Origin of the sequence: Ectopseudomonas oleovorans (assembly GCF_003052605.1) — a bacterium.
GTDB classification, from domain to species: domain Bacteria; phylum Pseudomonadota; class Gammaproteobacteria; order Pseudomonadales; family Pseudomonadaceae; genus Aquipseudomonas; species Aquipseudomonas oleovorans_A.
Map to the genome: position 1 here is coordinate 1 of NZ_QASO01000108.1, position 16,859 is coordinate 16,859.

A 16,859-nucleotide genomic window follows, 5' to 3' on the forward strand; every position below is an offset into this window, starting at 1 on the left:
GCGGACTGTCTGCCGAGCAAATTCCTGTGCTGGTGGTAAGAGATCGCAGTGGTCAGCAGGCAGACTTCAAGTTGGAAAAGCTGGATGCACAGCACATAGGGGAGCGGCTACGCCCGCTGATAGACGCGGATGCGATTCTCTGTACTGACAGCGCAGGTGTCTACGCCCATTTCGCCAAGGTTGAAGGCATCACTCACCGACCGATTAACCCGAGCCAGAATCGACGGGTTGATGGTGCTTTCCACATCCAGAACGTGAATGCCTACGACAGCCGACTCAAGAGCTGGATGATTCCTTTTCATGGTGTGGCCACCAAGTACCTAACGAACTATCTGGGCTGGCGCCGCCTGCTTGAGCGCTACAAAACACAGCTCAACCCATTGATTTGCTTGAAAGAGGCGTTGGGGTATAGGGATATGCAACAGTTAACTCAGACATAGCCATTTCTTTTGAGTAGCCTCCATGACGTCCACGAGTGATTCCTCGCAGCCGCTGGTCAGCGTGATCATCGCCTCATACAACCATGCGCCCTATATCGAGGCGAGCATCGAGAGCGTGCTGCAGCAGAGCTACCCGAACATCGAGCTGTTGGTGGTGGACGATGGTTCCCGCGACGACAGCGTGGCGCGCATCGAGGCGCTGCAGAAGGTGCATGGCTTCGACTTCCGCGTGCAGGCCAACAAGGGCCTCTCGCGCACCCTGAACGAGACCATCGAGCGGGCCAGGGGCAGCCTGATCGCTCCCTTCGGCTCCGACGACATCATGCTGCCGCAGCGTATCGCCACCCAGGTGGCCTATATGGCCGACAAGCCCGAAGTGGGAATTTGCGCCGGCGCTATCCAGACCATCGACGCCGACGGCAGGCCCGGCGCCAAGCCGCGCGCGCTGCCGTTGCGGCGGCTGGATTTCGAGGATGTATTCATGGACCGCAAGCCGGGCGCGCCGGCGCCTACCTTGCTGTTCCGTCGCGAGGCGCTGGAGCGGGTCGGCGGTTTCGAACCCGAGGTGCGTCTCGAGGACCTGATGATCGAGCTGAAGATCACCCATGCCGGCTACTTCATCGATATTCTCGGCGAGCCCCTGGCGCTCTACCGGGTGCATGACAGCAACACCTACAAGAACTACCGCTTCATGGTCGACAACGTGCTGAAGACCTATGCCCGTTTCAGCGACCACCCGGCCTACCCCGAAGTATGCGCGCGTTTTCGCAACTCGATGCTGCTCAAGTGCGCGCGCAGCGACCGCGCCCTGGCCTGGGCCCTGTTGCGCGAGATTCCGCCGCGCTTCTGGCGCTGGAAAACGCTGCGTGGCCTGGCGCGGATGCTGCTACCTACTCACTGACGGGACGGGAGCGGGCATAAGCGAGGAAGCCCTGTATGTCGCTGCTGCACAGTTTTTCGACAGTTTGTCTTATTTCTGCTTCGGGCCAGTTCCACCACGCGCTGTCGAGCAGTTCGTTTCGGGTTTTCTCATCGAAGCGCCAGCGCACGTGCCTGGCTGGATTGCCAGCGACTACAGAGTAGGGCGGAACATCGCGGCTGACGACTGCACCGCTGGCAACCACCGCGCCGTGGCCTACTGTGACGCCTGAGAGAATCGTACAGTTCGCGCAGAGCCAGACATCGCTGCCGATAATCACGTCGCCGCGGGTCCCGCCGTACTCGGTAATATGGGCTGCTTCCGGAAGGTAGGCCGGAAATGGGTAGCAGCTGACCCAGTCGATGCGGTGGTGGCCACCGAGGAATATCTGCACGTTGTCGGCAATTGAGCAAAAATTGCCGATCTTGAGTGTGCTGCCTTCGTCCCAGTCGTGAACCAGTGGCAGGCCGTAGCTGCCGAGGCCTATCTGATATTGGGGGTAGCGCTGGCGAAAACGGATTTGCGGCCGGTAGAAACGGGGTTGCTCTGGGCCTTTCCGCCAGCGTTTCTAGGCTTTCCTGATGCGCTGCTCAAGTTCCTTCCATTTCACGGGCCTGCTCCTTACCTCTGCAGATGAACCAGGTGGCAGTCAGTAGAGCCATGGGGATCCAGATTAGGAACCAATGCTCCTTGGGGCGCGAGAGAAAGGCGCCGCCCTCGGTCATGCTGGCTGCCAAACCAAAGACCAATAGACCTGAGCAGATCATCACCGAGGGCACCTTGCGGTTGCGCCAGGCAAATATAAAGGCAACTGCATACAGTGAGAGCCAGAGCGCCAAACCCACGGTCCCACCGTAGTAGAGGACGGCCAGCAGCATGTTGTGCGGATCCGCCATCGCGTAGTTGTGCGCTGTGATCCAGATGCTCAGGGGGGCGTCATAACCCTGGCCTAGCCAGGGGGCCTCGAGGATTTGCAGCCAGGCCTTGCCCCAGATTTCCGGGCGAGACGATAGCCCTCTGCTGGTGAGTTCGTCGGGGTAGAGATTGATGAGCAGGATGCCGATCACTGCGACGGCGGCCAGTGCGATAAGGCTGCGCCTGTTCCAGTGGGCGATTACCAGCCATAGCAGGCAAGCAGTCAGGGCCATGATTGGGGTTCGCGACCCCGTCTCCAGAAGCAGGACGCCTAATGTGCTTAGCGAGATCAGTGCCAGTGGGTTGAACACACTCTTGCCGTTGAACCAGTAACCGGCCCATAGCGCAGCGAAGAAGCCATAGACGTGCGAACTGAGCAAGGGATTGTATAGGGCACCATAGCCAGACAGGCGTCCTGCCCCACCGTTATACAGATGGAAGCCTAGGGTTGCTGCGCCGGCCAGGCTGGCGAAAATGGCGCTGGCTTTGAGGCTGAAAAGCAGTCGCTGCGGCGCTTGTTGTGCCAGCAGGGCTGCAGAGAAGAACAGGAACAGCACGTATATGGGTCTTTTGACCAGTGAGCCGAAGGCGTCGTCGGTGCTGGACCAGGCAAGACTAATGGCTGTGTACAGGCCGAATAGAAAGAATGCGGCGATCAGCGGGGATGTGAACAGATCCTTGATATCTCGGGGGCGGCCGAGCAAGGCGAGCAGCGTTGGGGCGGCCAGCAGGAGGTAATACAATTTGTGGTAGAGCGCCCTGTCCCCTATCCAGAACATTCCGGTGAGCAGCGCGAACCAGCCCGTGGGCAGAATGTATTGAACCAGCCAAGTAGAGGTCTTGGTCAGCCGATTGCCAAAAGCGAGGAGTGCAGTCACGGAGTTCTCAGGTCAAAGCGTTTTTAGTTGGTTGGCCAAGGCCAGCGCTGCCGGGTGTGTGCTGGCGGCAATATAGGCATTCCAAAAAGCCTGCCCGGCATCATTCAGTAACCAGCGTCGATCTTCGGTGTAGCGCAGCATGTGGCGAAAATTCCTCAGGCGTTTGTGTCGACCCAAGGGCGTTGTCTGGCCTTTCAGGTCGGAGATGTCAATCAAACCCAGAGTGTGGTCAGGGGTCAGCACGATATTGCCAAGGTGCAGGGAACGAAAGTAAATCCCCCGGTCGTGCAGAGTGGCGATAAAGGCTCCCAGCTGTTCCTTGAGGTGCCGGTCGGCGCTGTCGGAGCGATGCAGGTAGAGCTGACGCAAGGTTTCCCCGGGGAGCGGTTGGTAATGCACGACATCTCGCGCCAGGGTACTCACCCGATAAACTGCAAGCACCTTGGGGCAGGGGATGTCATGTGTTTGCAGTAGCTTGGCGTTATCAGCGAAGCGTTGGGCGTAGGGATAGTACAGGGCCGAGGAAAGCAGGCGCTTACGGCGAAACAGCTTAAGAAAGTTGCCATCGGCGAGGCGCAGTACCTTGTCACCGTACCGGTCGGCCTCCAGGACTTTGGCGTCAGCGCTCAATCTAAGGTAAGCGTCGTGATCCAGGGCTTGCATCAATCAATGGGTCTCGTGTGAAGGCCGCGTATATTAACTCAGTCATCCTGTTGAAAGAGGAAAAAAGGCCCTGTGTTACACTCCCGCCCCCCTTTTAGAGCGCAGAGCCTATGAGCCGCAACGATCAGTCCGAGCCCTCCAGCCTGAAGGTCTACTTCCGTCTGCTGGGTTATGTGAAGCCCTATATCGGCTTCTTCATGCTCAGCATCGTCGGCTTCGTCATCTTCGCCTCAACCCAGCCCATGCTGGGTTACGTCCTCAAGTACTTCGTCGACGGTCTGTCGAATCCCGAGGCCAGCTTCTTCGCCAGCGTCCCCTACCTGTCGGAGATCCCCTTCCTCGCCCACTTGAAGCTGCTGCAGACGGTGCCGCTGCTGATCGTGCTGATCGCGCTGTGGCAGGGCATCGGCTCCTACCTGGGCAACTATTTCCTGGCCAAGGTCTCCCTGGGACTGGTGCATGACCTGCGCGTGGAGCTGTTCGACAAGTTGCTGGTGCTGCCCAACCGCTATTTCGACAGCCACAACTCCGGGCACCTGATCTCGCGCATCACCTTCAACGTGACCATGGTCACCGGCGCGGCCACCGACGCGATCAAGGTGGTGATCCGCGAAGGCATGACGGTGGTGTTCCTGTTCACCACCCTGCTGCTGATGAACTGGAAGCTGACCCTGGTGATGCTGGCGATCCTGCCGGTGATCGGCCTGATGGTCAGCAGTGCCAGCAAGAAATTTCGCAAGCAGAGCAAGAAGATCCAGGTGGCCATGGGCGACGTTACCCATGTCGCCTCCGAGACTATCCAGGGTTATCGCGTGGTGCGCAGCTTCGGTGGCGAGACCTACGAGTCGCAGCGCTTCCGCTTCGCCTCGAGCGACAACACCCGCAAGCAGTTGCGCATGACCAAGACTGGCGCCATCTACACGCCGATGCTGCAACTGGTGATCTACAGCGCCATGGCAGTGCTGATGTTCCTGGTGCTGTTCATGCGCGGCGATGCCTCGGCCGGCGATCTGGTGGCCTATATCACCCTGGCCGGCCTGTTGCCCAAGCCGATCCGCCAGCTCTCGGAGGTCAGCTCGACCATCCAGAAGGGCCTGGCCGGCGCCGAGAGCATCTTCCAGCAGCTCGACGAGGCCGCCGAGGTGGACCGCGGCAGCGTCGAGCGCGAGCGGGTCGGCGGCCGTCTCGAGGTGCGCAACCTGAGCTTCAGCTACCCCGGCAGCGAAAAGGCCGTGCTCGCCGACGTCAGCTTCACCGCCGAGCCGGGTCAGATGATCGCCCTGGTCGGCCGTTCCGGTAGCGGCAAGTCGACCCTGGCCAACCTGATTCCGCGTTTCTATCACCACGAGCAGGGGCAGATCCTCCTCGACGGCGTCGATGTCGAGGACTACACGCTGCGCAACCTGCGCCGGCACATCGCCCTGGTGACCCAGCACGTCACCCTGTTCAACGACACGGTGCGCAACAACATCGCCTATGGCGACCTGGCCGGGGCGCCGCTGGAGGCGGTCAAGCAGGCCGCCGCGGATGCCTACGCCGCCGAATTCATCGAGAAGATGCCGCAGGGCTACGACACCCTGGTCGGCGAGAACGGCGTGCTGCTTTCCGGCGGTCAGCGCCAGCGCCTGGCCATCGCCCGCGCCTTGCTCAAGGACGCGCCGCTGCTGGTGCTCGACGAGGCCACCTCGGCGCTGGATACCGAATCCGAGCGGCATATCCAGGCCGCGCTGGATAAGGTGATGCAGGGCCGCACCACCCTGGTGATCGCCCACCGCCTGTCCACCATCGAGAAGGCCGACCTGATCCTGGTGATGGACCAGGGGCAGATCGTCGAGCGCGGCAGCCACGCCGAGCTGCTGGCGCGCAATGGCTACTATGCGCGCCTGCACGCCCGGCAGTTCGAGGAGGATGGCGAGTCAGTCGATTGCGTGCAGGATGCCTGAGGCGCTGCGCTAAACATCGGCGAGCGGCGGCCCGTTGCCTGGGCCGTCTTCGCCGCTATGCTATGATCCGCGACGATTTTGCCGCCCTCGGAGCCACCATGAAGCTGACCCTGCCCCGTTACGATCAAGCCCCCGTCCTGGTGGTGGGCGACGTCATGCTCGACCGCTACTGGCATGGCGGCACCTCGCGCATCTCGCCGGAGGCGCCGGTGCCGGTGGTGCGCGTCGAACAGATCGAGGACCGTCCGGGCGGTGCGGCCAACGTCGCGCTGAACATCGCCGCGCTCGGCGCGCCGGCGCTGCTGGTGGGCGTGACCGGTGAGGACGAGGCCGCCGACAGCCTCACCGACAGCCTGGCTGCCGCTGGCGTCGAGGCGCATTTCCAGCGCATCGAGGATCAGCCGACCATCGTCAAGCTGCGCGTCATGAGCCGGCACCAGCAATTGCTGCGCATGGATTTCGAAGAGCCCTTCAATACCGATGCCGCGGCCATGGCGCGCGAGGTCGAGGCGCTGCTCGCCGGGGTCAAGGTGCTGGTGCTGTCGGACTACGGCAAGGGGGCGCTGCAGAATCATCAGGCGCTGATCCAGGCTGCGCGCAAGAAAGGCATCCCGGTGCTGGCCGATCCCAAGGGTAAGGACTTTTCCATCTACCGTGGCGCCAGCCTGATCACCCCCAATCTGCACGAGTTCGAACTCATCGTTGGCGGTTGCGCCGATGAAGCCGAGCTGGTCAGAAAAGGCGCGACGCTGATGCGCGAATTGGAGCTCGGAGCCCTGCTGGTGACCCGCGGCGAGCACGGCATGACCCTGCTGCGCCCGGGGCATGCTCCGCTGCATCTGCCGGCCCGTGCCCGCGAAGTGTTTGACGTCACCGGTGCCGGCGATACGGTGATCTCTACCTTGGCTGCGTCGATCGCCGCTGGCGAAGAGTTGCCGAACGCCGTGGCTCTGGCCAATCTGGCGGCCGGCATCGTGGTTGGCAAACTGGGCACGGCGGCCATCAGCGCACCGGAACTGCGCCGCGCCGTGCAGCGCGAGGAAGGTTCCGAGCGTGGTGTGCTGAGCCTGGATCAACTGCTCATCGCCATCGAGGATGCGCGGGCTCACGGCGAGAAGATCGTATTCACCAATGGCTGCTTCGATATTCTGCATGCCGGCCACGTGACCTATCTGGAACAGGCCCGCGCGCAGGGCGACCGCCTGATCGTGGCGGTCAATGACGATGCCTCGGTCAGTCGCCTGAAAGGTCCGGGGCGTCCGATCAATGCCGTCGACCGGCGCATGGCAGTGCTCGCCGGCCTGGGGGCGGTGGATTGGGTGGTGAGCTTCGGTGAAGACACGCCCGAGCGCCTGCTCAAGCAGGTGCAGCCGGATGTGCTGGTCAAGGGCGGCGACTACGGTATTGATCAGGTGGTAGGTGCCGATATCGTCCAGGCCTATGGCGGCGAAGTGCGCGTACTCGGGCTGGTGGAGAACAGCTCCACCACCGCCATCGTCGAGAAGATCCGCAGCAAGTAACGCATTGCGTATGGCATCGCCCGTTGGCTCTGGTGTGCGCAATGTCTGTCAGTTGGCAGCAGAGATTTCTTCGGGCACACACCGAACAGGTCTGTATGCCTGCGCAGATGGGCATTCACAGCCAACTCCTCCATTCAGGCTCCCGCTTTTGCGGGAGTGCCGTTGAATGGATGGAGGATATTCCTAGAAACGGAAGACTTCCGTATCGATCTTGATCGGTTCTGCCACCGGGATCTTCGGCCCGGCAGCGGCTGGGTCCTGCGGTTTGGCTTTGGCCACCGGAGGCTTCTTGCGCGGCGGCTCAGGGGTAGGCTCGGCTGCAGCGATGGGTTGAATGGCCACAGCCAGTTCAGCCGCCAGACGTTGCAGCAAGACACTCTGCGCCTTGACCTGTTCGGCCATGGGCCCACCGTGCGCTTCTTCCAAACGAATCAGCCGGCTGTCGCGCAGTTGTCCGCGGCGGTCGAGCAAGCGCCACTGAGCTTCCAGCACGGCAGGTTGAGTCGGGCCGGAATCCAGGCGGGTGATGGTCAGCATGACCTGTGCATCGGCACTGAAGCCTGGTGCCGCCGGCGCCAGGGCCAGGCGCTGGCTGTCCAGGCGCCAGGCCAGTTGGCGCAGCAACTGCTGGTCGATGTCGTTGGCCAGGCCGCTGGCCCAGCGAGCGTCCTGCGCGGCCACCAGGCTGCCATCGGCCTGACGTTGCAGCAGATTTTGCTGGCGCAGGTAATCGGCCACGCTGATCGGGCCGACCAGTACGGTCACACCGTTGTCCTGGGTCGGCGTCACGGCCTGGCCGCTGTCGAGTTGGTAAAGGGGCACCGGCTTCTGCTGCAGCAGACTGCAACCACTCAATACGAGCAGCGTGGTCAGAAGCAGAGCCACAGGGCGTACTACAGTCATCATTAATTCCAGGCAGCCGCTTCTGGGGCAGCTGCATATCGATCCCATATCATGCTGTGGGGTCATTTGCGCATGACCCGGGGCGCGTATCATCCGTCAAACCGCGCGATGACTCCAGCCTTGCCTGCTGGCTGGTAGCGCGGATATCCCGGACGAACGGGGCGTGTTGCCGACGCTATTCCACCAGCAGCTGGTCGACGCGCTGGAAGCCTCGCGGCAGCTTGTTACCGCGGCGGCCGCGCTCGCCCTTGTAATGCTCGAGGTCGTCGGCTTTGAGTGTCAGGGTACGCTTCCCGGCCTGCAAAACCAAACTGGCGCCGCTGGGCAGCACGGCCAGATCGGTCAGATATTCCTCACGCGAGGCTACGCGCTCGCCGGGAATGCCGATGATCTTGTTGCCCTTGCCTTTACCCAGTTGCGGCAGATCGGTGACCTTGAACAGCAGCAGGCGACCTTCGGTAGTCACCGCGGCCAACCAGTCGTCTTCCAGACTGGTGACCGGCTTGGGTGCGACCACCCTGGCGCCGGTTGGCAGGCTAAGCAGGGCCTTGCCCGCCTTGTTCTTGGCCTGCAGATCCTCGCCTTTGACCACGAAGCCGTAGCCGGCGTCCGAGGCGATCACATACAGCGCGCCGTCTTCCGGCAGCAACACGCATTCGAAGGTGGCACCCGGCGGTGGGGTCAGGCGACCGGTGAGCGGCTCGCCCTGGCCACGTGCCGAAGGCAGTGAGTGGGCCGCGAGCGAATAGCTCCTGCCGGTCGAGTCGATAAACACCGCGTACTGGTTCGAGCGCCCGGGCGCGGCGGCCTTGAAGCCGTCGCCGGCCTTGTAGGACAGGCCGGTGGCATCGATGTCGTGGCCCTTGGCACAACGCACCCAGCCTTTTTCCGAGAGCACCACGGTGACCGGCTCGGTCGGCATCAGCTCGGTTTCCGAAAGGGCCTTGGCCTCGGCGCGGGCGACGATCGGCGAGCGGCGGTCATCGCCGTACTTCTCCGCGTCCTCGATGATTTCCTTGCGTACCAGCTTCTTCAGCTTGGCTTCGCTGCCGAGCAGGGCCAGGAGTTTCTCGCGCTCCTTGGCCAGTTCGTCCTGCTCGCCACGGATCTTCATCTCTTCCAAGCGAGCCAATTGGCGCAGGCGAGTGTCGAGAATGTAGTCGGCCTGCACGTCGGTGAGGCCGAAACGCTCCATCAACACCGGCTTGGGCGAATCCTCGCTGCGAATGATGCGAATGACTTCATCGAGGTTGAGGAAGGCGATCAGCAAACCTTCCAACAGGTGCAGGCGGCGTTCGACTTTGTCCAGGCGGAACTGCAGGCGGCGGCGCACGGTGCCGACGCGGTACACCAGCCACTCGCTGAGCAGGGTGCGCAGGTCCTTGACCTGCGGCTTGCCGTCGAGGCCGATGACGTTGGTGTTGACCCGGTAGCTGGATTCCAGGTCGGTCGTGGCGAACAGGTGGGTCATCAGCTCGTCGGCATCGACACGGCTGGAGCGCGGGATGATGACTATGCGGCACGGGTTCTCATGGTCCGACTCGTCACGCAGGTCGGCGACCATCGGCAGCTTCTTGGCCTGCATCTGCGCGGCGATCTGCTCCAGTACCTTGGCCCCGGAGACCTGGTGCGGCAGGGCAGTGACGACGATGTCGCCGTCCTCGACGCTGTAGACGGCGCGCATGCGCACCGAGCCGCGGCCGGTTTCGTAGATCTTCAGCAGGTCGGCCTTGGGCGTGATGACTTCGGCTTCGGTGGGGAAGTCAGGGCCCTGGATATGCTCGCAGAGCTGCTCGACCGTGGCGCCCGGCTCATCGAGCAGGCGTACGCAGGCCGCGGCCACCTCGCGCAGGTTGTGCGGCGGCACATCGGTGGCCATGCCCACGGCGATGCCGGTGGTGCCGTTGAGCAGCAGGTTGGGCAGGCGCGCCGGCAGGGTCGCCGGCTCGTTCAGGGTGCCGTCGAAGTTGGGTACCCAGTCGACGGTGCCCTGGCCCAGCTCGGACAGCAGCACCTCGGAGTAGCGCGACAGGCGCGCCTCGGTGTAGCGCATGGCGGCGAAGGACTTGGGATCGTCCGGTGCCCCCCAGTTGCCTTGGCCGTCGACCAGCGTGTAGCGGTAGCTGAACGGCTGCGCCATCAGCACCATGGCTTCATAGCAGGCGCTGTCGCCGTGCGGGTGGAACTTGCCGAGCACGTCACCGACGGTACGCGCGGATTTCTTGTGCTTGGAGTCGGCGTCCAGGCCCAGTTCGCTCATGGCGTAGACGATGCGCCGTTGTACCGGCTTCAGGCCGTCGCCGATGTGCGGCAGGGCGCGGTCCATGATCACGTACATGGAGTAGTTGAGATAAGCCTGCTCGGTGAAGTCGGCGAGTGACCGGCGTTCAACGCCTTCCAGGCTCAAATCGAGGGATTCGCTCATGCGGGCCTCATTGCAAAAAAGTGAAGCGTCAGTGACGCGGCAAAACAGTTTGGCGCAGCACCAGGGTGCCGCCCTTCTGACTGAATTCGAGTTGTTTCAGGGCGCTCATGCCCAGCAGCACTTCGTCGCCGTCCATGCCTGGGGCGATCAGTGCGGCGACGTCACGTAGTTCGATATCGCCCAGGCGCAGGCTGTCCAGGCGCGTGCGATGCCCGGTGGCACGGCCGTTGGCGGTGCTGATGATGATCGGGGCGCCGCGTTGCAGGCCGAGTCGCTCGGCCACCGAGCTGGGTATTGCCACCTGGGTGGCGCCGGTGTCGAGCAGAAAGGTGACCTTCTGGCCATCGATCTGCCCGTCGACCAGGTAGTGACCCTGACGACTGCTGGCCAGGCTCACCTCGACGAAACCATCGCCATGCACCGACTGCGGTGTCTGGTTGGGGTTGCGCTGGCGATCTTCCCAGTTACCGAAGAAGTGCGTGGCCAGCAGCAGGCCGGCGCCCCAGGCGAGCACCAACATCACTCGTCCGGCACGACGGCCCGGCGTCTGTTCGCTCACGGGCGCCGGCTCCAGCCGCCCTTGGGCGCGGCAAAACGCCAGACGATGGGACGCTCTTCGCCATCGGTGCGGGTCTGGCTGCCGTTGTCGACGCCGATCCAGGCACCATCCTTGTCGATCCACAGCGCTTCGGCCATGCCGTAGTCTGGTGCGTAGCGGCGTGGTTCGCTCAGGGCTTCGCTGGCGAACGACCAGCAGATCTCCGCGACACCGTCGCTCAAGGTGCGCCGGCAGACACGGTGGGCCTGACGCTCCAGGGTAAAGAGCTTTTCATCGAAATAGGCCAGGCCGGAGAAGTCGCGTGGCGCCATATGGCCGCCGAGCGCTTCGGGCGACGCTTCGTCACCGCTTTCGCTGGTCAGCACGCAGCCGCCGGTACAGCGCCAGCCACTGCCGCGACGATGCAGTACAGTGAGGCCCCGGCGGCGCTGCTCGGCAGCCAGCCACAGGCGATCACCGGCCGGATCGATGGCGATGCCTTCGAAACCCTGGTTGAAGTGCAGCAGCATGCCGCTGGCGCGAGCCTGGCGCACCAGTCCGCTGGGCAGGTTGAGCCACTGCGCATTGCCGTTGCTGCTTACCTGCAGCACGGCGGCGCGGGTTTCGCTGACCAGGTAACGGTTGCCTTGTGCGTCGCACGCCAGGCCCTCGAAATCCAGTGCGCCACCGCGTACCAGGCCGGCCACCCAGTTGCGCATGCGCAGGCCCCAGGGCAGCGCGCTCTCGGGCGGTTCGGGGGCGACGAAGGTTTCTGCTTCGGCGCGCAGCAGCCGTTCCTCTCTATGCAGTTGATAGAGGCGGTCGTCGTCACGGTCGGAAACCGCCCACAGCGTTTCGCCGCACAGGGCCAGGCCGGACAGGTTGCCGCCCGGCATTTCTGTCACCGGGTATTCGGCCTCCAGCTTGAGCTCTTCCAGCACCACTGGCTCGGCGTTCGCGACGCCGGCCAACAGACCGAGTGCAAGGAGGTGATTACGCATCAGGCCAGTACCTCGGCCAGGTTGCCCTTGGTTTCCAGCCAGCTCTTGCGATCACCGGCGCGTTTTTTCGCCAGCAGCATGTCCATCACTTCGCGGGTACCTTCGAAATCATCCAGGGTCAGTTGCACCAGACGTCGGGTGTTGGGGTCCATGGTGGTTTCGCGCAGCTGCGGCGGGTTCATTTCGCCGAGGCCCTTGAAGCGGGTGACCTGTGGTTTGCCACGGCGCTTCTCGGCCACCAGGCGGTCGAGGATGCCGTCGCGCTCGGCGTCGTCCAGGGCGTAGAAGATCTCCTTGCCCAGATCGATGCGGTACAGCGGCGGCATGGCCACGTAGACGTGACCGGCATCCACCAGCGGACGGAAGTGGCGCACGAACAGGGCGCAGAGCAGGGTGGCGATGTGCAGGCCGTCGGAGTCGGCGTCGGCGAGGATGCAGATCTTGCCGTAGCGCAGCTGGCTCAGGTCGCTCGAGCCTGGATCGATGCCGATGGCCACGGCGATATCGTGCACCTCCTGCGAGGCCAGGACTTCGCTGCCGTCCACTTCCCAGGTGTTCAGGATCTTGCCGCGCAGCGGCATGATGGCCTGGAACTCCTTGTCGCGTGCCTGCTTGGCGCTGCCGCCGGCGGAGTCGCCCTCGACCAGAAACAGCTCGCAGCGCAGCGGATTCTGCCCCGCGCAATCGGCCAGCTTGCCGGGCAGCGCCGGGCCTTGAGTGATCTTCTTGCGCTCGACCTTCTTGCCGGCCTTGAGGCGACGGCCGGCGTTGCTGATGGCCAGTTCGGCCAGCGCCAGGCCGGTTTCCGGATGGGCATTGAGCCACAGGCTGAAGGCATCCTTGACCACGCCGGAGACAAAGGCGGCGGCTTCGCGCGAGGACAGGCGCTCCTTGGTCTGGCCGGAGAATTGCGCGTCCTGCATCTTCATCGAGAGAACGAAGGCAATGCGTTCCCAGACGTCTTCCGGGGCGAGTTTCACGCCACGCGGCAGCAGGTTGCGGAACTCGCAGAACTCGCGCATGGCATCGAGCAGGCCCTGACGCAGGCCGTTGACGTGGGTGCCGCCCTGCGCGGTGGGGATCAGGTTGACGTAGCTTTCCTGCACCGCGTCGCCGCCTTCAGGCAGCCACAGCAGGGCCCAGTCCACGGCTTCCTTGTTGCCAGCCAGGCTGCCGACGAAGGGCTCTACCGGCAGACGCTCGAACTCGCTGACGGCATCGACCAGATAGGAGCGCAGGCCGTCCTCGTAATGCCACTCGACCTTCTCGCCCGAAGCCTTGTCTTCGAAGCTGACGTTCAGGCCTGGGCAGAGTACGGCCTTGGCCTTGAGCACATGCTTGAGGCGGCTGATGGAGAACTTGAAGGAGTCGAAGTACTTGGCGTCTGGCCAGAAATGCACGCTGGTGCCGGTGTTGCGCTTGCCGACGCTGCCGATGACTTCCAGCTCGCTGGCCTTGAAACCGTCGGCGAAGCTCATCTGGTATTCGTTGCCGTCACGCTTGACGGTGACCACCACGCGGGTCGACAGGGCGTTGACCACGCTGATGCCGACGCCGTGCAGACCACCGGAGAACTGGTAGTTCTTGTTGCTGAACTTGCCGCCGGCATGCAGCTTGGTAAGGATGAGCTCGACGCCCGGCACGCCTTCTTCCGGATGGATATCCACCGGCATGCCGCGGCCATCGTCGAGCACTTCCAGCGAATTGTCCTCGTGGAGGATTACCTGGATCGACTTGGCGTGCCCGGCCAGGGCTTCGTCGACGCTGTTGTCGATCACTTCCTGGGCCAGGTGGTTGGGGCGTGTGGTGTCGGTGTACATGCCCGGGCGCTTGCGCACCGGGTCGAGGCCGGAAAGGACTTCGATGGCGTCTGCGTTATAGGCGTTCTGCTGGGCCATAGGGTCTCTTGTTCGTCAATTGAATACGGAAAAGTCGGTATCACGCCAGAGTGTGGCGTTAATACCGGCAAAAGCGAAGAGGGTCGGCAGGCGTTCGGCAAAACCCTGGAAACCGTGGTCGCCACCGGCCTGGATGCGCAGGGCGCAGGCACGGTAGTAACGCTCGGCGTCGCGGTAGTCGAGGGTTTCGTCGCCGGTTTGCAGCCATACCTGGTAGCGGCTGGCGTCCAATGGCGGCGCCACCTCCAGTTCGGCCAGGGCGTGGACGTGATCCGCGGTCAGGTCCCAGGTCTCGTCGCTGTAGTAGTTCTTTTGCGGGCCCAGGTAGCCATCGAAGCGCAGGTGCGGCTTTACGGCTGGATTGATCAGCAGCGCCTTGAGCCCGTGCTGCTCGGCCAGGTAGGTAGCGTAAAAGCCGCCTAGCGAGCTACCCACCAGAACAGGATCGCCCAGTTCGGCGACCAGCGCCTGCAACTGGACGATGGCTTGGCGTGGGTGGTGATGCAGAGCGGGCACGCGCAGTTGGTTTTCCAGGCCCAGATGGACCATGGCGCGGCTCAGCTGGCTGGCCTTGTGCGAGGCTGGCGAGCTGTTCAGGCCGTGTATATAGAGGATGGATGCGGTCATGGAGCGGGAGGCTACTCGTCCGGGGCCTCAAGCTGCAAGCTTCAAGCTGATTGGGGGTATGTCAGTAACCCTTGACGCTGTAGTCCACTTCGAAATGGATGCCGGTGACGCGCGATACACCGGTATCCAGCTTGCCGTCGGCATGCAGGCGCAGCCAGCGATAGCCGGGGGCTTCGCTGTCCACCTGGAACTCCTCGCTGCCCGGCGCGAACTGCACGCAGGTCGAAGGCGAGGCGAGCAGGCGCAGATTGCCGCGCTGCTGGTCGAACTCCTGATGGATATGCCCCCAGAGCACGGTGCGCGCCTGCGGGTAGCGGTCGAGCACGGCGAACAGGGCGTCGGGGTTGCGCAGGCCGATGGGTTCCATCCACTTGCAGCCGATGGCGACCGGATGGTGGTGCAGGCAGATCAGGTGATGGCGCTGCGGTGCTTCGCTGAGGGCGCGTTCGAGCAGTTCGAGTTGGCCGTCGGCAAGAAAGCCGGGCACCGCGCCGGGGATCGAGGAGTCGAGCATGACGATGCGCCAGGCGCCAAGGTCGATTACTGGCTCCAGCAGCTCGCTGCCCTGGCAGGCAGCCTGCATGGGGGGGATTTCGTCATGGTTGCCGGCCAGCCAGCGGGTTGGTGCGTCGATGGCTGAGGTGAGTTGGCGAAAGCGCTGATACGACGCTTCGCTGCCATCCTGCGAAAGATCACCTGTAGCCAGAATCAGGTCGATCTGCGGCTGCTCCTGCAGGACCCGTTCGATCACCCGCTGCAGGCTGTCGCACGTATCCATGCCCAGCAGCTTGCCGTCCGCTTCGGCGAACAGATGGCTGTCGGACAACTGCACCAGCAGTACCGAGGAATCAGTGGATTGGGTGGGCAGGCTCGGCAAGACCGTCTCCTAGGGCGCAATCGGGTGAATTATGGTGGTTGCTGCAGTAAAGGGAAAACCCGGGAAGCAGACGCAGGTCACAGAAAAAACACCAGAAGCGCTGTTTGCCATCGTTCGCGACAGTCGTCAGGCAGGGCGGGCCATCCAAACAATACAACGCCGCGCTATCGGCCAGGCACCGAAAAGCTTGATCGCCGGCTTACATCACCGGCTGCGGTTCGTGCCCGCAGGCCAGGCAATGGCTCAGCCATTCGCCGAGGAACAGGTTGAGCTGACTCTTCTCGTCCGGCTGGTGCATGGCCGCGTTGGGATAGGGGTAGCGAATATGCAGACGGCGCGCGTTCTCTGCGCTGACGACCTCGGCCATGCGCGCATCGTGATACACCCGCACTTCCAGCTGCGGCACCGGCAGCCAGGGCAGGCTGTGTTCCTGGCGCACGCACAGGGTGGTGGTGTAGGGGCAACTTTCCAACACGTCCAGCGCCAGCACGCCGAGCAGATGCTCACCCTGGCTCAGCGCCACGCGGCGGCTTTCCGTGTGCTCACGCATGTTCGGCAGCAGGCGCATCAGGCGCGCGTAGTTGGCCTCGCAAGCCGCTTGCAGCTCGACCAGGTCGACCCGATAGCGCTCGCGTAGCAGATTCACGACCACATGCCCCGCACTTCGTCGCGGTTCAGCGCCAGCCATTGCAGGGCGATGATGCTGGCCGCGTTGTTGATGCGTCCGTCGCGTACGGCTGCCAGGGCATCGGCCAGCGGCATCACATGCACGCGAATGTCCTCGCCCTCCTCGGGCAGGCCATGCACGCCACCGGCACCGCTACTGTCGCAGCGACCCAGAAACAGATGGACGAACTCATCGGAGCCGCCAGGGGAGGGGAAATACTGGGTAATTGGCCACAGCGGGCCAAGAATCAGATCGGCTTCTTCGACCGCTTCGCGGCGGGCGACTTCCTCGGGCTCCTCGTCCTTGTCGATCAGCCCGGCGACCAGCTCCAGCAGCCAGGGATTGTCGGCCTTGTCCATGGCACCGACACGGAACTGCTCGATCAGCACCACTTCATCGCGCTGCGGGTCGTAAGGCAGCACGCAGACGGCATCGTGGCGCACGAACAGCTCGCGGGTCAGTTGCGGGCCCATGTTGCCGGCGAACTGGCGATGGCGCAGCTTGATCCGGTCGAGGCGATAGAAGCCGCGAAAGCAGTTCTCGCGCTCGATGATGTCGATGTCGTCTTTGTTCATTGCACTCCCCAGATGGTCGTAACGGGCCAAACTGCGGCCCGTTACGCATCACACTAGCGAGCATCCGCCC

General features: G+C 63.3%; 14 protein-coding genes and 2 pseudogenes. 4 read left to right on the forward strand and 12 right to left on the reverse strand.

The annotated features are described in order from the left end of the window. Both DBO86_RS17870 and DBO86_RS17875 read left to right on the forward strand, forming a co-directional pair. Positions 1 to 440 (forward strand): annotated as a pseudogene (locus tag DBO86_RS17870) (IS1595-like element ISAchd1 family transposase); the annotation flags it as partial. 22 nt (positions 441 to 462) lie between these two features. Continuing rightward, a complete protein-coding gene (locus DBO86_RS17875; protein WP_108234401.1) occupies positions 463 to 1,341 on the forward strand; it encodes a glycosyltransferase family 2 protein in 879 nt (292 codons plus the stop codon). On the opposite strand, the pseudogene DBO86_RS17880 reads toward DBO86_RS17875, so the two are convergent. The 3 genes and pseudogenes from DBO86_RS17880 to DBO86_RS17890 form a co-directional block, all read right to left on the reverse strand. Beyond that, a pseudogene (locus DBO86_RS17880) lies at positions 1,331 to 1,882 on the reverse strand (CatB-related O-acetyltransferase); the annotation flags it as partial. The gene DBO86_RS17875 and the pseudogene DBO86_RS17880 overlap by 11 nt on opposite strands. A gap of 67 nt (positions 1,883 to 1,949) precedes the next feature. Then, positions 1,950 to 3,152 (reverse strand): O-antigen ligase family protein, encoded by a 1,203-nt coding sequence (locus DBO86_RS17885; protein WP_423387486.1) that lies wholly within the window; start codon positions 3,150 to 3,152, stop codon positions 1,950 to 1,952. Between the two features lie 12 nt (positions 3,153 to 3,164). Next, on the reverse strand, positions 3,165 to 3,815 hold the full coding sequence (locus tag DBO86_RS17890) for a lipopolysaccharide kinase InaA family protein (RefSeq protein ID WP_108234403.1): 651 nt from the start codon (positions 3,813 to 3,815) through the stop codon (positions 3,165 to 3,167). Positions 3,816 to 3,925: 110 nt separating this feature from the next. On the opposite strand from DBO86_RS17890, the gene msbA reads away from it, so the two are divergent. Together msbA and hldE are read left to right on the forward strand one after the other, a co-directional pair. Then, positions 3,926 to 5,758, forward strand: coding sequence for a lipid A export permease/ATP-binding protein MsbA (msbA, locus tag DBO86_RS17895; protein WP_108234404.1), 1,833 nt, complete (start codon positions 3,926 to 3,928; stop codon positions 5,756 to 5,758). Positions 5,759 to 5,856: 98 nt separating this feature from the next. After that, a complete protein-coding gene (hldE, locus tag DBO86_RS17900; protein ID WP_108234433.1) occupies positions 5,857 to 7,278 on the forward strand; it encodes a bifunctional D-glycero-beta-D-manno-heptose-7-phosphate kinase/D-glycero-beta-D-manno-heptose 1-phosphate adenylyltransferase HldE in 1,422 nt (473 codons plus the stop codon). Positions 7,279 to 7,461: 183 nt separating this feature from the next. Here the strand turns inward: hldE and DBO86_RS17905 are convergent, their stop codons facing one another. The 9 genes from DBO86_RS17905 to DBO86_RS17945 all read right to left on the reverse strand — a co-directional run bounded on the left by DBO86_RS17905 (position 7,462) and on the right by DBO86_RS17945 (position 16,789). Continuing rightward, on the reverse strand, positions 7,462 to 8,184 hold the full coding sequence (locus tag DBO86_RS17905) for a PqiC family protein (protein ID WP_039964285.1): 723 nt from the start codon (positions 8,182 to 8,184) through the stop codon (positions 7,462 to 7,464). A gap of 172 nt (positions 8,185 to 8,356) precedes the next feature. Then, positions 8,357 to 10,606, reverse strand: a complete 2,250-nt coding sequence (gene parC, locus DBO86_RS17910; protein ID WP_108234405.1) for a DNA topoisomerase IV subunit A — start codon at positions 10,604 to 10,606, stop codon at positions 8,357 to 8,359. Positions 10,607 to 10,634: 28 nt separating this feature from the next. Beyond that, a complete protein-coding gene (locus DBO86_RS17915) occupies positions 10,635 to 11,126 on the reverse strand; it encodes a retropepsin-like aspartic protease family protein (RefSeq protein WP_425266808.1) in 492 nt (163 codons plus the stop codon). 35 nt (positions 11,127 to 11,161) lie between these two features. Next, complete coding sequence (locus tag DBO86_RS17920) at positions 11,162 to 12,145, reverse strand: esterase-like activity of phytase family protein (RefSeq protein WP_108234407.1); 984 nt, start codon at positions 12,143 to 12,145, stop codon at positions 11,162 to 11,164. Further along, positions 12,145 to 14,043, reverse strand: coding sequence for a DNA topoisomerase IV subunit B (gene parE / locus DBO86_RS17925; protein WP_064493910.1), 1,899 nt, complete (start codon positions 14,041 to 14,043; stop codon positions 12,145 to 12,147). Before parE ends, DBO86_RS17920 begins: the two co-directional genes overlap by 1 nt. 15 nt (positions 14,044 to 14,058) lie before the next feature. Beyond that, positions 14,059 to 14,670, reverse strand: a complete 612-nt coding sequence (locus tag DBO86_RS17930) for a YqiA/YcfP family alpha/beta fold hydrolase (protein WP_108234408.1) — start codon at positions 14,668 to 14,670, stop codon at positions 14,059 to 14,061. 61 nt (positions 14,671 to 14,731) lie between these two features. Then, the gene (gene cpdA / locus DBO86_RS17935; RefSeq protein WP_108234409.1) at positions 14,732 to 15,547 is read right to left on the reverse strand and encodes a 3',5'-cyclic-AMP phosphodiesterase; all 816 of its coding nucleotides are present in this window, start codon (positions 15,545 to 15,547) and stop codon (positions 14,732 to 14,734) included. A 199-nt stretch (positions 15,548 to 15,746) separates the two neighbouring features. Beyond that, entirely contained in the window at positions 15,747 to 16,199 is a 453-nt protein-coding gene (locus tag DBO86_RS17940; protein ID WP_021487849.1) for a DUF1249 domain-containing protein, read from the reverse strand. Continuing rightward, complete coding sequence (locus DBO86_RS17945; protein WP_003459150.1) at positions 16,190 to 16,789, reverse strand: NUDIX domain-containing protein; 600 nt, start codon at positions 16,787 to 16,789, stop codon at positions 16,190 to 16,192. Before DBO86_RS17945 ends, DBO86_RS17940 begins: the two co-directional genes overlap by 10 nt. Between the last annotated feature and the right edge of the window lie 70 nt (positions 16,790 to 16,859).